We start from the raw sequence: 15,787 nt of genomic DNA, 5'->3' as shown, positions 1-15,787 counted from the left end.
CGAACCCGGCTCGGCTGCCAGGGGTTACGGAAGCCGTGACGGACGCAGCACCACAGTCTCCCCCGCCAGCCCCGCGTCGAGCGGGACCGGACTCACCAGCACGGCCGGCCCGCGGAGCAGCTCACCTCCGGCCACCACCTGGCAGCGGATGCCGCCACGGCCCCGCATGGCCGCGTGGGCACCGGGCGCGAGCATCCGATCCATCCAGACGCACGGATGCGCCGGCCGTCCACCCCGCAGGACCACGGAACCGGAGCCGGTTTCCAGTGCGAATTCCTGGCCCAGCAGCGGCGCCAGCTGGGCACCACGAATCACCACATTGCGGCGCGTAAGGAGGGGGTCAAAAGCCGGAACCCCCAGCTCCACAGCAATGGCTTCCAAAGCTTCGGCGGCGATCAGGGTCACCGCAGCGTCCATGTGAGCCGCCTTGCCGAAGAACCTGTCCCCCACGATGCCCTTCCCCGCCACGAGCGTCGCCTTTTCGGCATCAACAGTAGCGACGTCCGCGGCACCATCCCGCGCACGGCCAAAGTAGGCATGCCCCGGCGAGATGAGCAGGTGCTCGATGCCGACGTCGTACCTGTGGTTTGCCGTCATCCTCCCACGCTAACCGTGGTTCCCAACGCCCGCCAGCGATGGCAGGATGGCGGCATGGCAATCGAAGTCCGGCAGGCCACCCACTTTCCTGATGTCCAGGCGGTCCTGGGGCCCAAGAACCCCGGCTCCAACGTCTGCTGGTGCCTGAGTTACCGAATCCCGTCCAAAGAAAACCTGTCCTTGCGCGGGCCGGAGCGGGGTGAGCGGGTGAAGGAACTGGTCTCCCAGGATCCTCCTCCAGGGGTTTTAGCGTACGACGGCGGCACGCCTGTGGGGTGGGCAGCAGTCCACCCGCGGGCGGACACCAGCTTTGCCCGGAACCGGAAGATCCCGCACGTGGACGAGGTGGATACCTGGTCCGTCTGGTGCTTCCGGGTGCGGCCAGGACACCGCGGGAAAGGCATCGCGCACCACCTGCTGGCCGGCGCCGTGGAGATGGCCAGCAGCTACAACGCACCCGTAATCGAGGGCTACCCGGTGGACAACCAGGGCAGCAAAGTGGATCTGACCATGGCTTATGTAGGGACCCGGAAGCTCTTTGAGCAGGGCGGCTTCACCAAGGCCGCGGACACGGAATCCGTGCTCAATGGCTTCCCGCGGGTGTTGATGCGCCTAAACTTGCGCTGAGCCGTTGGCCCGTTCCGGCCGGAAATCCCCCTCTTGTGGAGAAGACCCCGGCGCGTACACGGATGAATTCTCTAAAGAAGGGTGATTTGTGCCCGGGCCCGAACTTCGGGATCGTTGCCAGCCCATACGGCGCGGGAGTACCGTAACGCCCACGCACAAACTCGCCTACCGACTCGGGAGTGACTATGCCCAGGATCATCGCCAGCAAAAAGAAGGTAATTCGTCGATTGACTGCCGCAACGGCGGTCCTGGCATTGGGCGGGGCGAGTGGCGCCGTCGTCAGTCCTGCCTTCGCGGACCCCCGCGCGACGGAAAAGACGGCGACGGCCACCGGCTATGGCGGGGCAGTGAGTACCGTGGATCCGGAAGCGTCGGCAGCCGCGATCGAGGTGCTACGCAAAGGCGGGAATGCCGCTGATGCAGCGGTGGCCGCGGCGGCCACCCTGGGCGTGACCGAACCGTACAGCGCGGGGATCGGTGGCGGTGGCTACTTCGTGTTCTACGACGCCGCCAACGGTGAGGTCAGCACCATCGATGGCCGTGAAACCGCCCCGGCGGCGATGCCCAACGATGCCTTTGTCAACCCGGAGACCGGCACAACCTATCCTTTCAGCGACCTGGTCAGCAGCGGCGTCTCAGTCGGCGTGCCCGGAACGCCGGCCACCTGGGAACGGGCCTTGGAACGCTGGGGAACGCTGGACCTTGGCCAGGCCCTGAAGCCGGCCATCAAGGTGGCGGACCGCGGCTTTGTGGTGGATGAGACCTTCCGCCAGCAGACCCTGGACAACAAGGGCCGCTTCGAAGCCTTCACCTCCACCACCGAGCTGTTCCTTCCCGGTGGCGACGCTCCCGCCGTCGGAAGTGTCTTCAAGAACCACGGGCTCGCGGCCACGTACCGGCTCCTGGCCAAGCAGGGCACCGACGGTTTCTACTCCGGCCCGCTGGCTGAGGAAATCGCGGCAACGGTGCAGGCTCCGCCCACCACCGACGCCACCACCCTCCCGGTCCCGCCCGGGTACATGACCACCGAAGACCTGGCCAACTACACCGCGGTGGACCAGGACCCCACCCACGTGGAGTACCGCGGTTACGACGTCTACGGCATGGCGCCCTCCAGCAGCGGCGGCACCACGGTGGGCGAGGCGCTGAACATCCTGGAGCCCTTCAACCTTGGCGAAATGTCCACCGGTTCCGCCCTGCACCATTACCTTGAGGCAAGCGCTTTGGCCTTCGCAGACCGCGGCAGGTACGTGGGTGATCCGGCCTTTGTGGACGTTCCCACCGCCGAACTCACGGACCCGCTGTTCGGCAAGGAGCGCGCGTGCGAGATTGATCCGCTGCAGGCGGCACCCAAGCCCGTCGCCCCGGGTGACGTGGAAGCGTACGACGGCGCGTGCCCGGCCGGGGTGGCACCGTTCGCCGAGGAAACGGATACAGAAAACATCTCGACAACGAACCTGACTGTTGCGGACAAGTGGGGCAACGTGGTGGAGTACACGCTCACCATCGAGCAGACCGGCGGATCGGGCATTGTGGTCCCGGGCCGCGGCTTCCTGCTGAACAACGAGCTGACGGACTTCTCCACGGTGTACAACGAGTCGGACCCCAACCGGATCCAGCCCGGGAAGCGGCCGCGTTCTTCAATGTCGCCGACGATTGTCCTCAAGGACGGCGAGCCCGCCTTCGCACTCGGCTCGCCCGGCGGTTCCACGATCATCACCACCGTGCTGCAGACCATCCTGAACCGGGTGGACCTGGGAATGAGCATCTCGGAGGCCCTCGCGGCTCCGCGGGCATCGCAGCGGAACACAGCGGCGGTCACAGCCGAGCCCGGCTTCATTGACGCCTACGCGGACGATCTGGCGCCGTTCGGGCACACCCTGAGGCCTGCGGGCGACGCCTTCACCTCCGCTGCGGAAATCGGAGCGGCAACGGCCATTGAGTTTATGCCGGACGGCAGCATGGTGGCCGCGGCTGAGCCGTTCCGCCGTGGTGGCGGCTCTGCCATGGTGGTGAAAGCGGCGCCGTAGGCCCCTACTTGAGCCGCCTTCAGGAGGCGGTTGGGCTTACCTGAGCCGATTCCGTCACTGTCTGCTCCGGTGACGGCGACTGGGTCGGCGACGGAGACTCGGTGGGTGACTCCGTGCTGCTACGGGTACCGGTCGTCGACGGTGACGTGGGGCTGGATGTGGCGGTGCCGCCGTCGTCGGTCTTCGCCAGAACTTCGTTGACCAGGTCTTCGAGCTCCTTCTGGTCCTTATCGCCCAGATTGGCACCGCTCTTCGTGGCCACCACCAGGAGCCGGCCTTCTGCGCCGGAAACCTGCATAAGCATCTCGTGCTCGGCGCCGGCGCGGGTGCTGACGGTCCCGAAGGTTTCCTCGGCGTCAGTATCGGCCTGCACTTCCTCGGTGCTGACTTCGTAGGTTTGTCCCAGTACTTCGACTGTGAAGGTGGCGCACTGGTCCAGCTTGCCGCTCACCTCGTTGAGGAGTTCGACCGCGTCAGGTCCGTCACTGCCCGACTGGGCGGACAGGGTGCGGGGCTGGTCACTCTCCGACACCGCAACCGCCACCGCACCGTTGTCCACAGTGTCCTGGAGTCCGGCCGTGGCGATTTCCTTGCACTCCTCCGGCTCCACCGTGGCATTGCCCATGATGATATCGGCCACGTTCTGGCCCTGGTCCACCTGGTCCTTGGAATAAAGCTTGAGCTCGTTGCCGTCCCCGTCCTCCATACCGGCAATGAGGTCGCGGAGTTCATCCTCGGTGTACACCTTGTGACCGCTGGTTTCGGTGGCCGTTTCCGTGGGGCTCGTTGTGGATCCTCCCCCACCACCTCCTGTGCATCCGGCCAAGGCCATCATGGTTGCCGTCGCCACCCCGAGGGCTGAAATTTTGCGCATGGGAAACACTCCTCAAATTAGCAAGCATGCTTAGTGTTTTCAGTTTAAGGCTCCATCAAAGGGGCGGAAATACCCTGCAGGTAACCATTCGGCATCGCGGTTAATCCAATCGAAGTAGTATTTGGGAAATGAGCCACGCCGTTCCCCATCAGACCCGTCCCGGGCGGGACGCCTTCCGGGCCGTACTCCTCGGGATTTCCGCCGGACTGCTTGGCCTGGCGCCATGGCTGGTCACGGGCGCCCAGCTTCCATTGCAGAACCTCTGGGCCACCGAAACCATGCCGGACCAGATGCCACTGTCCCTCCTGCCCCTCAGTCAGTACGAACTGACGACGCTGGTAGGGCTGCTCACCATGGGTGGCGCAGTCGCCGGATTCGCGGTGCGCCTGTGGGCACCAGCACGACGGCGGCTGGCCACCTGGTGTGCTGCGGCCGGGGTTCTGGTGGTGCAGGTTACGGCCGTGGTGCAGTCGTTCTCGGTGGTGGGCTCCGGCCTGGCGTTGGGGACTGAGTCGAGGATTTATGTGGTGGGTTTGCTGGCCGGCGTTATTGCCTCCGTTGCCGCCAGCCTGGTGGCACTGCTGCTCCTGGCTTCCAGATCCCCCACCCGAGTGGCCCTTGGCATTGGCTTGATGGCCGTGCCATTTGCGGGGTGGATGGGGGACTGGCTGTTCAGCATGCTCGGCGGTGCCGCCAACGCGCCCCCCGTGGTGCCACTGCTGCTGCGCTGGCTGCCGGGCGTCGTCGTGGGCGTGGCACTGGCCTGGTGCGGCTTCCGCCCCGTCTTCCGCAGCTGGGTATGGGCCGTGGACCTGCTGTTGCTGTGGGTGGTTCCTGCGCTGTTCATCTCGGTCCGGTATGTCTTCGGCACCAGGGTGACGCTGGGCGATTTCCAGGAGATGCTCGCGATGGGCCGGGACATCCTGGCGGCCACTCTGGGGCCAGACGGCGGTGCCGGCCCCCTCGCGCTTGTGGCGCTGTCGATCGGACTTGCAGGAGCGGGCACGCTGATGGTGATGCGTCGCCGTCGAACGTTCACCAATGCCTGACCTGGTTCCTCCAACATGTTCCGGCCCGGAATTACGTCAATGTTTTGGGTCTTTTTGATCCGTCCCCGGAGGACTACCGTGTGAACACGGAGCGGCTGATCCTGCCGCCGATTGAAAGGACCGCACAATGACCTCGCACGTCGCAGATTGCAGCGTCACCAACTGTTCCTTCAACGACCACACGAACTGCAACGCAGCCGCGATCACCGTCAGCGGCGCCGAAAACCACGCACATTGTGCAACCTTCATTGACACCGGTAGCCATGGCGGCTTGCCCAAGGTGCTGGCTGACGTCGGAGCCTGCCAACGCACCGAGTGCGTTCACAATGACCACCTGATGTGCCAGGCCGCAGAAGTGCATGTGGGCCCCGGCAAGGACAATGCGGACTGCCTGACCTACGACCACCGCTAAGACCTGCCAAAGAGCTTTCCGCTGATGATGCGGCGTGCTTTCTTTCCACAGTAAAGATCACCATACTGGGACTGGTAAGCATGCTTATCTTCAGAGGGAGCTTTGATTCATGAAGGCACTTACCTGGCAGGGAAAGCGATCAGTGAGCGTTGAAGAGGTGCCGGATCCTGTCATCCAGGAGCCCACGGACGCGATCATCAAAATCACCTCTTCCGCCATCTGCGGCTCGGACCTGCACCTTTACGAGGTACTGGGCCCTTACATGCACAAGGGCGATGTCCTGGGGCATGAACCCATGGGAATCGTCCAGGAGGTGGGCAGCGCGGTGCGAAACCTCTCGGTGGGTGACCGGGTGGTCATTCCTTTCAACATCGCCTGCGGAAAGTGCCTCATGTGCAGCATGAACCTGCAGTCCCAGTGTGAAACCACCCAGGTGCGGGAGAAGGGAACCGGGGCCAGCATCTACGGGTACTCGGAGCTCTACGGGTCCGTCCCTGGCGGACAGGCAGAATACCTGCGGGTGCCCTTCGCGGACTATGGCCCCATCAAGGCCGGTTCCGACATGCCAGACGTGCGTTATCTGTACCTCTCAGACATCTTGCCCACGGCCTGGCAGGGAGTGAAATACGCAGACGTTCCCGACGGCGGTACGCTGGCCGTTTTTGGGCTGGGTCCGGTAGGACAGTTCGCGGCCCGCGCAGGCATCCACCTCGGGTATCGCGTCATCGGGATCGAGCCCGTTCCGGAACGGCGTGCCATGGCGGCGCGGTACGGCGTCGAAACCATGGACTACAGCGACACCGTTGGCGATGAGCTCCGCGAAATGACCGGTGGCCGAGGACCTGACTCCGTCCTGGACGCCGTCGGCATGGAAGCACACGGATCACCCGTAGGTTCTTTCGCCCAGCAGGCGGCGGGGCTCCTGCCTGATTCCCTCGCGCAAAAGGTTATTGAGAAGGCGGGCGTGGACCGCCTGAACGTTCTGCATTCCAGCATCGACGCTGTCCGCCGCGGCGGCACTGTTTCGATCAGCGGCGTCTACGGCGGGATGGCCGATCCGATGCCGATGCTGACCCTGTTCGACAAGCAGATCCAGATGCGCATGGGCCAGTGCAACGTCAAGCGATGGATCGATGATCTACTGCCACTGGTGGAGGATCCTTCTGACCCGCTTGGCGTCACCGACCTGGCTACCCACGAGATCCCACTGGATGATGCGCCCGCCGCCTACGAGGTATTCCAAAAGAAGCAGGACAACTGCATCAAGGTGATACTCAAACCTTGATGACGCCGGCTACACGCCGCTTAAGGACAAGTGCGATGCAAGATCCCTCGAAAGCCGGGCAGTTTTCCGACGGAGCCGTCGTCGTGATTACCGGGGCCTCCAGCGGCATCGGCCGCGCCACCGCCCACGCTTTTGCCAAGGACGGCGCGCGGCTGGTCCTGGCTGCCCGAAGCACTGAAACGCTGGACGAAGTTGCCGCCGAGTGCGCGGGCCACGGCGCCGAGGTAATCACGGTGCCAACGGACATCGGCCGGGAGCCTGAAGTGATGGCCCTGATGGATGCGGCAGTCCAGGCCTTCGGGCGGATCGACGTTTGCCTGGCCAATGCCTCGGTCTTCAGTTACGGAACTTTCGAATCAACGCCGTCGGAAGTGTTCCGCCAGGTCATCGAGGTAACCCTGTTTGGCACGATCAACACCGCCCGGGCAGCCCTGCCGCACTTCCGCAAGCAGGGCCGGGGGACGCTGATAGTCATCGGTTCCGTGTACTCAAAGGCTACCTCGCCCTACGTTTCGCCCTACATAACCAGCAAGTTTGGCCTGCGCGGCTTCACTGAAGTGCTGCGTCAGGAACTGCACCAGGCCAGGGATATCCATGTCTGCCTGGTGCTGCCTGCTACCATCGACACTCCCATTTACCAGCATGCCGCAAATTACACCGGCAAGCCTGTGCGTCCGGTACCGCCCGTGGTGTCCCCGGAACGGGTGGCCAGGGCAATATTGCAAAACGCGAAGCGGCCGCGGCGGGTGACGGTGGTGGGGCAGGTCCAGCGGACCCTCATCCCCTTCCACAGTCTCTTTCCGAAACTCTACGACCGATGCATCACTGCGGTCATGGACCGGGTGGCCCTACGTCCGGGTGCTGAGACCCCGTCAACGGGGACCATATTCGCCCCGAATCCATCCAGTAACCAGGTGGCGGGCGGCTGGCGGGCCGGCAGCAGTAGCCCCACCACCGGCCGCCGCGTTCCTGCACTCCGGTCGATTGCCCGGAACCTTCTTCCCAAGCGGGCTTCGTGACGCTTTCCGGTTCACGGCAGCCCCAGGCCTGATTACGCCAGCCGGCTGCGGACGATCTCGCTGACGGCTTTGCCATCAAAACGGCCGGCTACCTTGACGGTGACCGGCTTCATCACCGCGCCGATGGATCGCATGGAGAGCTCGTGGCCTTCGGCTTTCAGTGCCGCGACTTCAGCGTCCACGATTGCCTCCACCTCTTCACGTGTGAGTGCCTTGGGCAGGTAGGCCTCGATGATCTCGGCCTCCTCGATTTCCGCGCCGGCCCGGTCCGGCTCCCCGGCTTCGGTATAGATGCGCGCGGTGTCGCGCCGCTTGGCCGCTTCTTTCTGCAGCAGGGACGTTACCTGGGCGTCGTCCAGCTCTACCGGGGTTTTCCCGGACTTCTCGCGGGTGCTGATCTCGCCCAGGACGTTCCGGACCGTGTTCAACGCGGTTTTGTTTCCCGCCTTCATGTGGGCGACAACGTCTTCTTTGAGGCGTTCCTTGAGGCTCATGGGTTTTCTCGTTTCCTTATGGGTTCCTGTAACCCATTCTGCCCTCCCCTAGGGGCAGGAGGCTGTGTGCAGCTGGGAATGCAGGGCGTGCCCCGATGGCAAGGTGGCCAACCGGACGACGCCATCCAGTGGTCCGCCCATTGGCGGGAGGATCCGGGCGTTGGGCCACGCTTTTATCAGCTTCCGGTGCAGGGGCGCCGTCATTCGGGGGCTGGACAGGATTTTTCCTACCCAGCTGATGGCGGGGCTGGATGAACTCGTCCAGCCCGTGCTGCGCAGGCTCGCTCCGACCGATAGGGCAAGTTCGTCCGTCGCATGGTCCACGATCCGTGCCGAGACGCTGTCATATTCGGAAAGGTCAATGATCTTGCGGGCGTAGGAGGCCACGAACGAGATGCGCTCGGGGTCGGACTGGATTTCAATATAGGCTGCTTCGACATCCGGAAAGTCCTGTTGAAGGACATCCAGGATCGCTGTCTGCGCCCCTCGTCCGTCGTAGGCGCGCATAGCCGCATCGAGGCCCGCGCGACCGATCCAGTAACCGCTCCCTGCATCCCCCATGATGTTCCCCCAGCCGTCCACCCGCGAAGATCCTCCTGGACCGGTTGCGAGAGTGACCACTCCCGTTCCTGCGGCTATTGCTGACCCCGCATGGTCACCGAGGCACCCCAAATACCCTGAAACCGAGTCGTGTGCGATCCGAATGGACCGGGCACCAAGACCCCGGCAGGCAGCCAAGACTCCCTCGGCGTCAACATTGGGTGACGTGAGGCCCGACAGTGCCGCCGCCACCCGAACCTGTTCCACAGGCCGCTCCGCCAGGACTGCCCTGATTACCGCTGCCAGCTGCGGCATAAGTGGAACATTTGTCAGGAGTGCCGGGAATTCCCGTTCGAACGGGGTTCCCGTTCTGGGCACCAGCCTGGTTCGGATTGACGACTGACCGCCGTCAATGGCGAGAACGGGCACATGGGAAATCACAGTGGGGGCTTTCTGCAGGAGTAATCGGGGCCGGTTGGGTGTATCAGGCGTTCAGGACCGGCACCTCCCCATGGAGCTGAGTTGGCACGGAACGCAGATCGTTGGCTGTCCTCAAGACGGCAGGAGACAGGAGTTCAGCCGGATCAAACCTGCTCCCCGTGATGGCCACCGAGAAGGTCCACTCCATGCCAGCGGGCAGCGTCACCAGGCCATGGTCCACCCGTGCATCTGCCTCCACTTTGTCGACGTGCAGCGTGATGTCGCGGGCCAGGGACTTAGCCCGGACCGTAACTTCGTAGCCGCCGCTGACCTGCTTTGCCGATGCTTCCAGCGGGTTCGGGTCCAGGTTCAGGTCGATATCCTCCACAAAAGTGTGGACGGCAACTTCCCTGCCAAACCGGGCCACCAGGGCCTCGTCTGCAGCATCCACCGGAACCGACAGCTCCGCCGGTACCGGGAGGATCACAACGGACCGGGCGGCAACGTCAGCGTTTTCTTCACGTTCGCCAAGCACCACGCCGTCCAGGGTCTGCAGGCTCAACGCGAACGCGCCGCGCCAGGACTCGGCTGTGTCGTTGACCAGGGACACAACCAGCTTCCCTTCGCGGTGGCCAAACGAGATGATCCGGGGTGCGTTGGCCTGGCGCAGGCCGTGCCATAGCGGCTTGGGCCGTTCCTGTGAATCCACGGCCGCCCAGGACGTGACGGGCCAGCAGTCATTCAGCTGCCACACAATGGCACCGGCGGTACGGGGCCACCAGGACCGGTAGTGCTCAATCGCGTAGCGTACCGCCCTCGCCTGATTGAGCTGCGTGGCCCAATGCCAGTCCTCGAAGCCGGCCGGAATGCCCAGGTGCGGTGCCAGGCCGCGGTCCAGCTTGCCGTTTCCGTCGTCCGCCTTCTGGTGGATGAGGAACGCTGGATCCTCCTTGGGGTTCTCCGCGTCGGCCAGCGGGCCTCCGCTGCTGGCATGGACAAAGTCAGTCAGGGTACGCCAGGCCGGCGGGCCCTGGAAACCAAACTCGGAGCAGAACCGCGGGATGTCGTTCCGGTAGGCGGAGTAGTCGATCCGGTTCCAGACCTCCCACTGGTGGTGGGTTCCGTGGTTCGGGTCGTTCGGATGGATGTCCTCGGGGTTCGCGCCGGGTGTGTACGGGCTGTTGTCGCAGTACGGCCGAGTGGGATCAAGCTCCGCCACTATTCCGCCCAGGAGTTCGTGGGCGTAGCGCCCGCCCCAGCTGCGGCCTTCGAGCTCTTCCTTCCAGCCCCAGTCCTCGAAGCCCCAGACGTTCTCGTTGCCGCCGTTCCAGATGACAAGCGAGGCATGCGGAGCCAGCCGGACCACGTTCTCCCGGGCTTCGGCTTCCAGTTCATCCCAGATCGGAGCCTCTTCCGGGTAGGCGGCGCAGGCCAGCAGGAAGTCCTGCCATACCAGGATTCCGCGCTCGTCGCAGGCGGTGTAGAAGTCCTCGGATTCGTAGACGCCGCCGCCCCAGATGCGCAGGAGGTTAAGGTTGGCCCCCAGCGCCTGATCCAGCCGGCGGTCTATCCGAGCCCGGGTGATCCTGGTCAGCAGGTGATCATCCGGGATCCAGTTGGCCCCCTTGACGAACACGGGCTGCCCGTTGATCTTGAGCTTAAAGGCCGTTCCAAACTCGTCCCGGGAGGTATCAACCTCAACCGTCCGGAAGCCGATTCTGCGTTCCCAGGTATCAAGCTCGGCGCCCGCAGAATCCACCAGGGACAGCTGGAGCGCTGACAGCGGCTGCTCACCGTATCCGACAGGCCACCACAGGGCTGCGTTGGGAACGTCAAGATTTACGACGGCGGCAGTTGACGAAGCGTCCACGGAAACCGTCGCTTCGATCCCGTCTACACCGGCTTTGATCGTCAGTTCAGCAGCTTCTTCCAGACCGGAGCGCTCCAGCGTCACGTGCAGTTCGACCTTGCCCGTGCCGTCGGCGTCCACGGTGACCAGTGGCCGCACCTGCGCCAGCCGCGCTGTGCTCCAGCGTTCGATTCGCACTTCTTTCCACAGGCCCGCGGTGCGCAGGTCCGGTCCCCAGTCCCAGCCGAAGCTGCAGGCCATCTTCCGCACAAAGTTGAACGGAACAGGGTGGTAGGCGCTGGGCCGGTCCCCCAGTCGCGCCCGGAGCTCCTCCGCGTAAGCAGTGGCAGAGCGCAGATCAACTTCCAGGGAGCGTTCCTGCCCGTCCGCTTCGGCCCGGACATCAAACCTGTAGGAACGGTGCATGTTGGCCGTGGATCCCAGCTCCCGCCCGCCAAGCCGAATGGCACCCACTGTATCGACGCCGTCGAACACCAGGTCGACGCGTTCCCTGAAACTGGCGGCACCCAAGGTGAGGGGAGCTTCATAGCGCCAGTCGACGTCGTGCATCCACCGCAGTTCCGCCTCGTTCGAGTCCAGGTACGGGTCCCGGATCAGACCCGAATCCATGAGGTCGGTATGCACCGTTCCCGGAACCCGGGCCGGGACCTTCGCGGGAATGGTCGACGGCGTGTGGCCGGCGATGGCCGTTACGGTCCATCCGTCGTTCAATGGGGAGGCAATCATGTTCACGTCCTAGTGGTTTTTGTGGCTCAGGGCGGGGGTGTTCATCTTGTCGATGTGCTCCCACTCCCTGGTGTTGTGGTTGTAGCAGACGGAGTTATCAATGGCGTTCCGGTCCACCGGCTTATCGCTGAGCGCCACCCTGCCGATCCGTTCCGGGTCCGGAGCAGCCTCGGCCAGCAGCCGGGTGTAGGGATGCTGCGGGTTGAGGATGACGTCGTCCGAAGGACCGCGTTCCACCACCCTGCCCCGGTAGAGGACCAGGATCTCGTCAGAGAAGTGCCGGGCCGTTGCCAGGTCGTGGGTGATGTAAAGGACTGCGAGGTTGTCCTCCCGCTGTAGCCGGCCCAGGAGGTTCAGGACACCCAGCCGGATGGAGACATCCAGCATGGAGACGGGCTCGTCCGCGATCAGCACCTGCGCCCCCGGCGCCAAGGCACGGGCAATCGCCACGCGCTGGCGCTGACCGCCGGACAATTCGTGCGGACGCTTGGCGGCGACCACATCGGACGGGGTCAGGTTGACGCGGTCCAGCATCTCCAGCACCCGGTTGTGGGTTTCCGAGGCGGTGCGGGTCCGGCCGTGGATCTTCAGCGGACGCGCAATGTGGTGTTCGATCGAGTGGAACGGGTTGAGCGAGGCAAAAGGATCCTGGAACACCATCTGCACGTGGCGCCGGTAGATCGAACCCACTACCGGGGTTTTGTCATCCAGCTCCACGGAAATTTTGCCCGACGTCGGTTTTTCCATCCGGGTCAACAGCTTGGCAATGGTGGATTTACCCGAGCCGGACTCCCCCACCAGCGCGACGGTCCTGCCCGGAAGCAGGTCGAAACTGACACGGTCAACGGCCGTCAGCTTGCTCCGGTGCAGGCCGTTCCTAAGGGAATATTCCTTGGTCAGGTTGGTAACGGAAACGGAGGTCATGGCTGCTCCTTGAAGTCTTCAGTTTCCCCGGACCGGATAAAGGCCCCCCGGTCACCGCTCAGGCTGGGGAAGGAGGCAAGCAGTTTCCGGGTGTAGGGGTGGGAAGCGGAGCTGTACAGCTTGTCGGCGCTGTCCAGCTCCACAATTTCGCCGCGGAGCATTACCGCGATCCGGTCGCTTATTTCCAGCAGCAGCGGAAGATCGTGGGTGATGAAAATGACGGCGAAGTTAAGTTCTTCCTTCAACCGCACGATTTCGCGCAGGATGTCCCGCTGCACCACAACGTCCAACGCGGTGGTGGGCTCATCCATGATCATGACCTGCGGCTCCAGGAGCATGGCCATGGCGATCATCACGCGCTGGCGCATACCGCCGGACAACTCGTGGGGATAGGAACGCAGCCTGCCCGGATCAACACCCACCCGCGTCAGTACATCGGCACACCTGGCCGCCCGCTCAGCCTTGGACAGGGCCGGCCTGTGGGCCCGGAGCGTGTCATCAAGCTGGCTGCCGATGTTACGGACCGGGTTCAGCGCGTTCATGGCCCCTTGAAACACCATGGACAGTTTGGTCCATCGGAAGCGCCGGAGAGCCTCATCTTCCAGGTCAAGCAGCTCGATGTCCGCGCCATCCTGGTCGTGAAAGACCACCTGGCCGGAGGCGATGCGCGCCGGGGCTTGGTGGAGGCGGTTGATCGCGTAAGCCAGGGTGGTTTTGCCACAGCCTGATTCGCCTGCCAGGCCAAGAATTTCTCCCCTGCCCAGCTCAAACGACGCATTCTTCACGGCCTCCACAGCGTGGTGTTCGGTTTCGTAGACCACGCTAAGGTCCCGCACGGTGAGAACCGGTCCGGAACGCCGGAGGTCCTGTTCGCGGGTGGTTGCCAGATCTGCGCTCATGACACCGCTGCTTTCTTTGACACTGCTGCTTTCTTCTCCGCCTGGGCCGTCCGCCGTGCACGGCGTCGCACCATGCGGGCGTTCTTAAGCTTGGGGTTGATGATCTCGTCAATGGAGAAGTTGATCAGTGACAGGCCCATGCCGAACAGGGCGATGATCAGGCCCGGCGGGAGGAACCACCACCAGGCGCCCAGCGGCAGTGCGAAGCCGTTCTGCGCGTAGAACAGCATGGTGCCCAGGGTGGAGGAATTGGAGGCGCCCAGGCCCAGGAAGGAGAGCCCGGCCTCGCCCAGGATCGCGGCGATGACCGAGAAGACGAACTGGGAGGCCAGAACAGGAAGCAGGTTGGGCAGGATTTCTACGGCGATCACGCGCCACGGCTTTTCACCGGACACCCTCGATGCCGCGACGTAGTCCCGGTTCCGCACGGACAGCGTCTGGGCACGAAGTACCCGGGCCGAGGCTGCCCAGCTGGTCAGGGCCAGCACCAGGGCAATGGTCCACAACCCGCGGCTTTCCCGGGGAACAAATCCGGAGATGACAATCACCAGCGGAAGGCCGGGAATCACCAGGAACACGTTGGAGAGCAGCGAGAAAACCTCATCAGCGAAGCCGCCCAGGTAGGCACCGTAAATGCCGAAGAAAGCGGAGAGGATGGTGGCCAGGATGCCCACCAGGAAGCCGATCTGCAGCGAACCAAGGGTGGCGTGGGCCAGCTGGGCCAGGACGTCCTGGCCGGTCTGGGTGGTACCCAGCAGGTGGTCCCCGCTTGGACCACTCAGGCCGATGTTGCTGATGGCCGAAGGGTCTCCCACCAGCAGCGGGCCAAGGATCCCGAAGGCAGTGATGCCGCCGATCAGGCTCAGCCCGGTGATCAGCCAGGGAGTGGGGGTGGGAAGCATCAGCCGCCAGGCAGCCTTGGGACGCTTTCCGCTTTCCTTGGCGAGGGTGGCCAGTTCCTCCGTTGGGCTGGCGGGTGCCTGTTCTGACAGGGGTTGGATGTTAGTCATGAGTGAATCCGTCCTTAGCCTCTGGCCCGGGTCCTGGGGTCAACCAGGCTGTACAGGAGGTCCACCAGGAGGTTTGCTGCCAGCACTGCGATGGTGATGTACAGGAAGACGCCCTGCATCAGTGCGTAGTCGTTGTTGGTGACGGCGGCCAGCAGCCTGGAGCCGATGCCCGGGTAGGAGAAGACCTGTTCGGTCACCACGGAACCGGAGACAACAAAACCCAAGGAGATTGCGAAGCCCGCCACGGAGGGCAGGACTGCGTTGCGGGCCGCGTAGTTCAGCATGATCCAGCGTTCCGGAAGACCCTTGGCACGCGCGGTCAGGACGTAGTCCTCGGACAGCGTGGACACCATCATGTTCCGCATTCCCAGCAGCCATCCACCCACGGACGCAATGACAATCGTCAGCGCCGGAAGGACCGCATATTCAATCGCCGAGAAGATAAACGGCATGTTCCAGCCGGGATCAAGCACGACGTCGTAACCTCCTTGGGCGGGGAACCAGCCGAGTCCACGGGACAGGAGGTAGACCAGGACCAGTGCAAGCCAGAAATAGGGAACGGCAGCAAGCAGTGTGGTGGCGGGCACCAGGGAGTCCATCCAGGTTCCGGGCCGCCAGCCCACCAGTGCACCGAGGATGATTCCCAGAAGCGCCGCCAGGATGGTGGAGACGCCCACCAGGATGACCGTCCACGGCATCGAGGCACCAATGACGTCCGTGACCTTGGCCGGGAAGTAGCTGATCGAAACCCCCAAATCGCCGCGCGCAATGTTGGCCAGGTAGGTCCAGTACTGCGACAGTATGGGCTCGGTGTCATCTCCTCCGAGGAGAATGGAATACGCCTTTCGGGTCTCCGGAGTGATGCTGCCGCCACGCTGCTGGAGTTTTGCCAGCAGGATGTCTACCGGATTGCCCGGAAGCATTCGGGGAATGATGAAGTTCAGGGTCAGCGCTGCCCAGAGGGCCGCGGCATAAAAACCGAGCTTTCGGATTACGTAATTCACTGTTGCA

At 63.8% G+C, this 15,787-nt stretch carries 15 protein-coding genes; 6 read left to right on the top strand and 9 right to left on the bottom strand.

Annotation, left to right across the window (positions count from 1 at the left end):
- Positions 1 to 24: 24 nt before the first annotated feature.
- Entirely contained in the window at positions 25 to 597 is a 573-nt protein-coding gene (locus ACWA13_RS00785; protein WP_463936090.1) for an MOSC domain-containing protein, read from the bottom strand.
- A gap of 54 nt (positions 598 to 651) precedes the next feature.
- On the opposite strand from ACWA13_RS00785, the gene ACWA13_RS00780 reads away from it, so the two are divergent.
- Together ACWA13_RS00780 and ggt are read left to right on the top strand one after the other, a co-directional pair.
- Positions 652 to 1,224, top strand: coding sequence for a GNAT family N-acetyltransferase (locus ACWA13_RS00780; protein ID WP_463936088.1), 573 nt, complete (start codon positions 652 to 654; stop codon positions 1,222 to 1,224).
- A 185-nt stretch (positions 1,225 to 1,409) separates the two neighbouring features.
- Entirely contained in the window at positions 1,410 to 3,254 is a 1,845-nt protein-coding gene (ggt, locus tag ACWA13_RS00775) for a gamma-glutamyltransferase (protein WP_463936086.1), read from the top strand.
- A 19-nt stretch (positions 3,255 to 3,273) separates the two neighbouring features.
- Here ggt and ACWA13_RS00770 read toward each other — a convergent pair whose 3' ends face one another.
- Positions 3,274 to 4,128 carry a hypothetical protein gene (locus ACWA13_RS00770; RefSeq protein WP_463936084.1) on the bottom strand — a complete coding sequence of 285 codons (855 nt, stop codon included), beginning with the start codon at positions 4,126 to 4,128 and terminating at the stop codon, positions 3,274 to 3,276.
- A gap of 128 nt (positions 4,129 to 4,256) precedes the next feature.
- Between ACWA13_RS00770 and ACWA13_RS00765 the strand changes: the two genes are divergently transcribed.
- From ACWA13_RS00765 to ACWA13_RS00750, 4 genes are all read left to right on the top strand, one after another.
- A complete protein-coding gene (locus tag ACWA13_RS00765) occupies positions 4,257 to 5,177 on the top strand; it encodes a hypothetical protein (protein ID WP_463936082.1) in 921 nt (306 codons plus the stop codon).
- 127 nt (positions 5,178 to 5,304) lie between these two features.
- Positions 5,305 to 5,589 (top strand): DUF1540 domain-containing protein, encoded by a 285-nt coding sequence (locus ACWA13_RS00760; RefSeq protein WP_463936080.1) that lies wholly within the window; start codon positions 5,305 to 5,307, stop codon positions 5,587 to 5,589.
- A gap of 109 nt (positions 5,590 to 5,698) precedes the next feature.
- On the top strand, positions 5,699 to 6,874 hold the full coding sequence (locus ACWA13_RS00755; RefSeq protein WP_463936079.1) for a zinc-dependent alcohol dehydrogenase: 1,176 nt from the start codon (positions 5,699 to 5,701) through the stop codon (positions 6,872 to 6,874).
- A gap of 35 nt (positions 6,875 to 6,909) precedes the next feature.
- Entirely contained in the window at positions 6,910 to 7,893 is a 984-nt protein-coding gene (locus ACWA13_RS00750; protein ID WP_463936077.1) for an SDR family oxidoreductase, read from the top strand.
- A 32-nt stretch (positions 7,894 to 7,925) separates the two neighbouring features.
- Here the strand turns inward: ACWA13_RS00750 and ACWA13_RS00745 are convergent, their stop codons facing one another.
- Genes ACWA13_RS00745 through ACWA13_RS00715 form a run of 7 tightly spaced genes read right to left on the bottom strand, consistent with a single transcriptional unit; the run spans position 7,926 to position 15,780 of the window.
- A complete protein-coding gene (locus ACWA13_RS00745) occupies positions 7,926 to 8,387 on the bottom strand; it encodes a GatB/YqeY domain-containing protein (RefSeq protein ID WP_463936076.1) in 462 nt (153 codons plus the stop codon).
- A gap of 48 nt (positions 8,388 to 8,435) precedes the next feature.
- Positions 8,436 to 9,356, bottom strand: coding sequence for an N-acetylglucosamine kinase (locus ACWA13_RS00740; protein ID WP_463937981.1), 921 nt, complete (start codon positions 9,354 to 9,356; stop codon positions 8,436 to 8,438).
- A 55-nt stretch (positions 9,357 to 9,411) separates the two neighbouring features.
- On the bottom strand, positions 9,412 to 11,943 hold the full coding sequence (locus tag ACWA13_RS00735) for a glycoside hydrolase family 2 protein (RefSeq protein WP_463936075.1): 2,532 nt from the start codon (positions 11,941 to 11,943) through the stop codon (positions 9,412 to 9,414).
- A 9-nt stretch (positions 11,944 to 11,952) separates the two neighbouring features.
- Positions 11,953 to 12,867 (bottom strand): ABC transporter ATP-binding protein, encoded by a 915-nt coding sequence (locus tag ACWA13_RS00730; RefSeq protein ID WP_463936073.1) that lies wholly within the window; start codon positions 12,865 to 12,867, stop codon positions 11,953 to 11,955.
- Positions 12,864 to 13,766 (bottom strand): ABC transporter ATP-binding protein, encoded by a 903-nt coding sequence (locus tag ACWA13_RS00725; protein ID WP_463936071.1) that lies wholly within the window; start codon positions 13,764 to 13,766, stop codon positions 12,864 to 12,866. Before ACWA13_RS00725 ends, ACWA13_RS00730 begins: the two co-directional genes overlap by 4 nt.
- Positions 13,763 to 14,776 carry an ABC transporter permease gene (locus tag ACWA13_RS00720; RefSeq protein ID WP_463936070.1) on the bottom strand — a complete coding sequence of 338 codons (1,014 nt, stop codon included), beginning with the start codon at positions 14,774 to 14,776 and terminating at the stop codon, positions 13,763 to 13,765. Before ACWA13_RS00720 ends, ACWA13_RS00725 begins: the two co-directional genes overlap by 4 nt.
- 14 nt (positions 14,777 to 14,790) lie before the next feature.
- A complete protein-coding gene (locus tag ACWA13_RS00715) occupies positions 14,791 to 15,780 on the bottom strand; it encodes an ABC transporter permease (RefSeq protein WP_463936068.1) in 990 nt (329 codons plus the stop codon).
- Between the last annotated feature and the right edge of the window lie 7 nt (positions 15,781 to 15,787).

The sequence above is a fragment of the Pseudarthrobacter sp. TRD_SC_9 genome, assembly GCF_055361265.1.
This window is presented reverse-complemented; position numbering and strand designations above follow the sequence as displayed.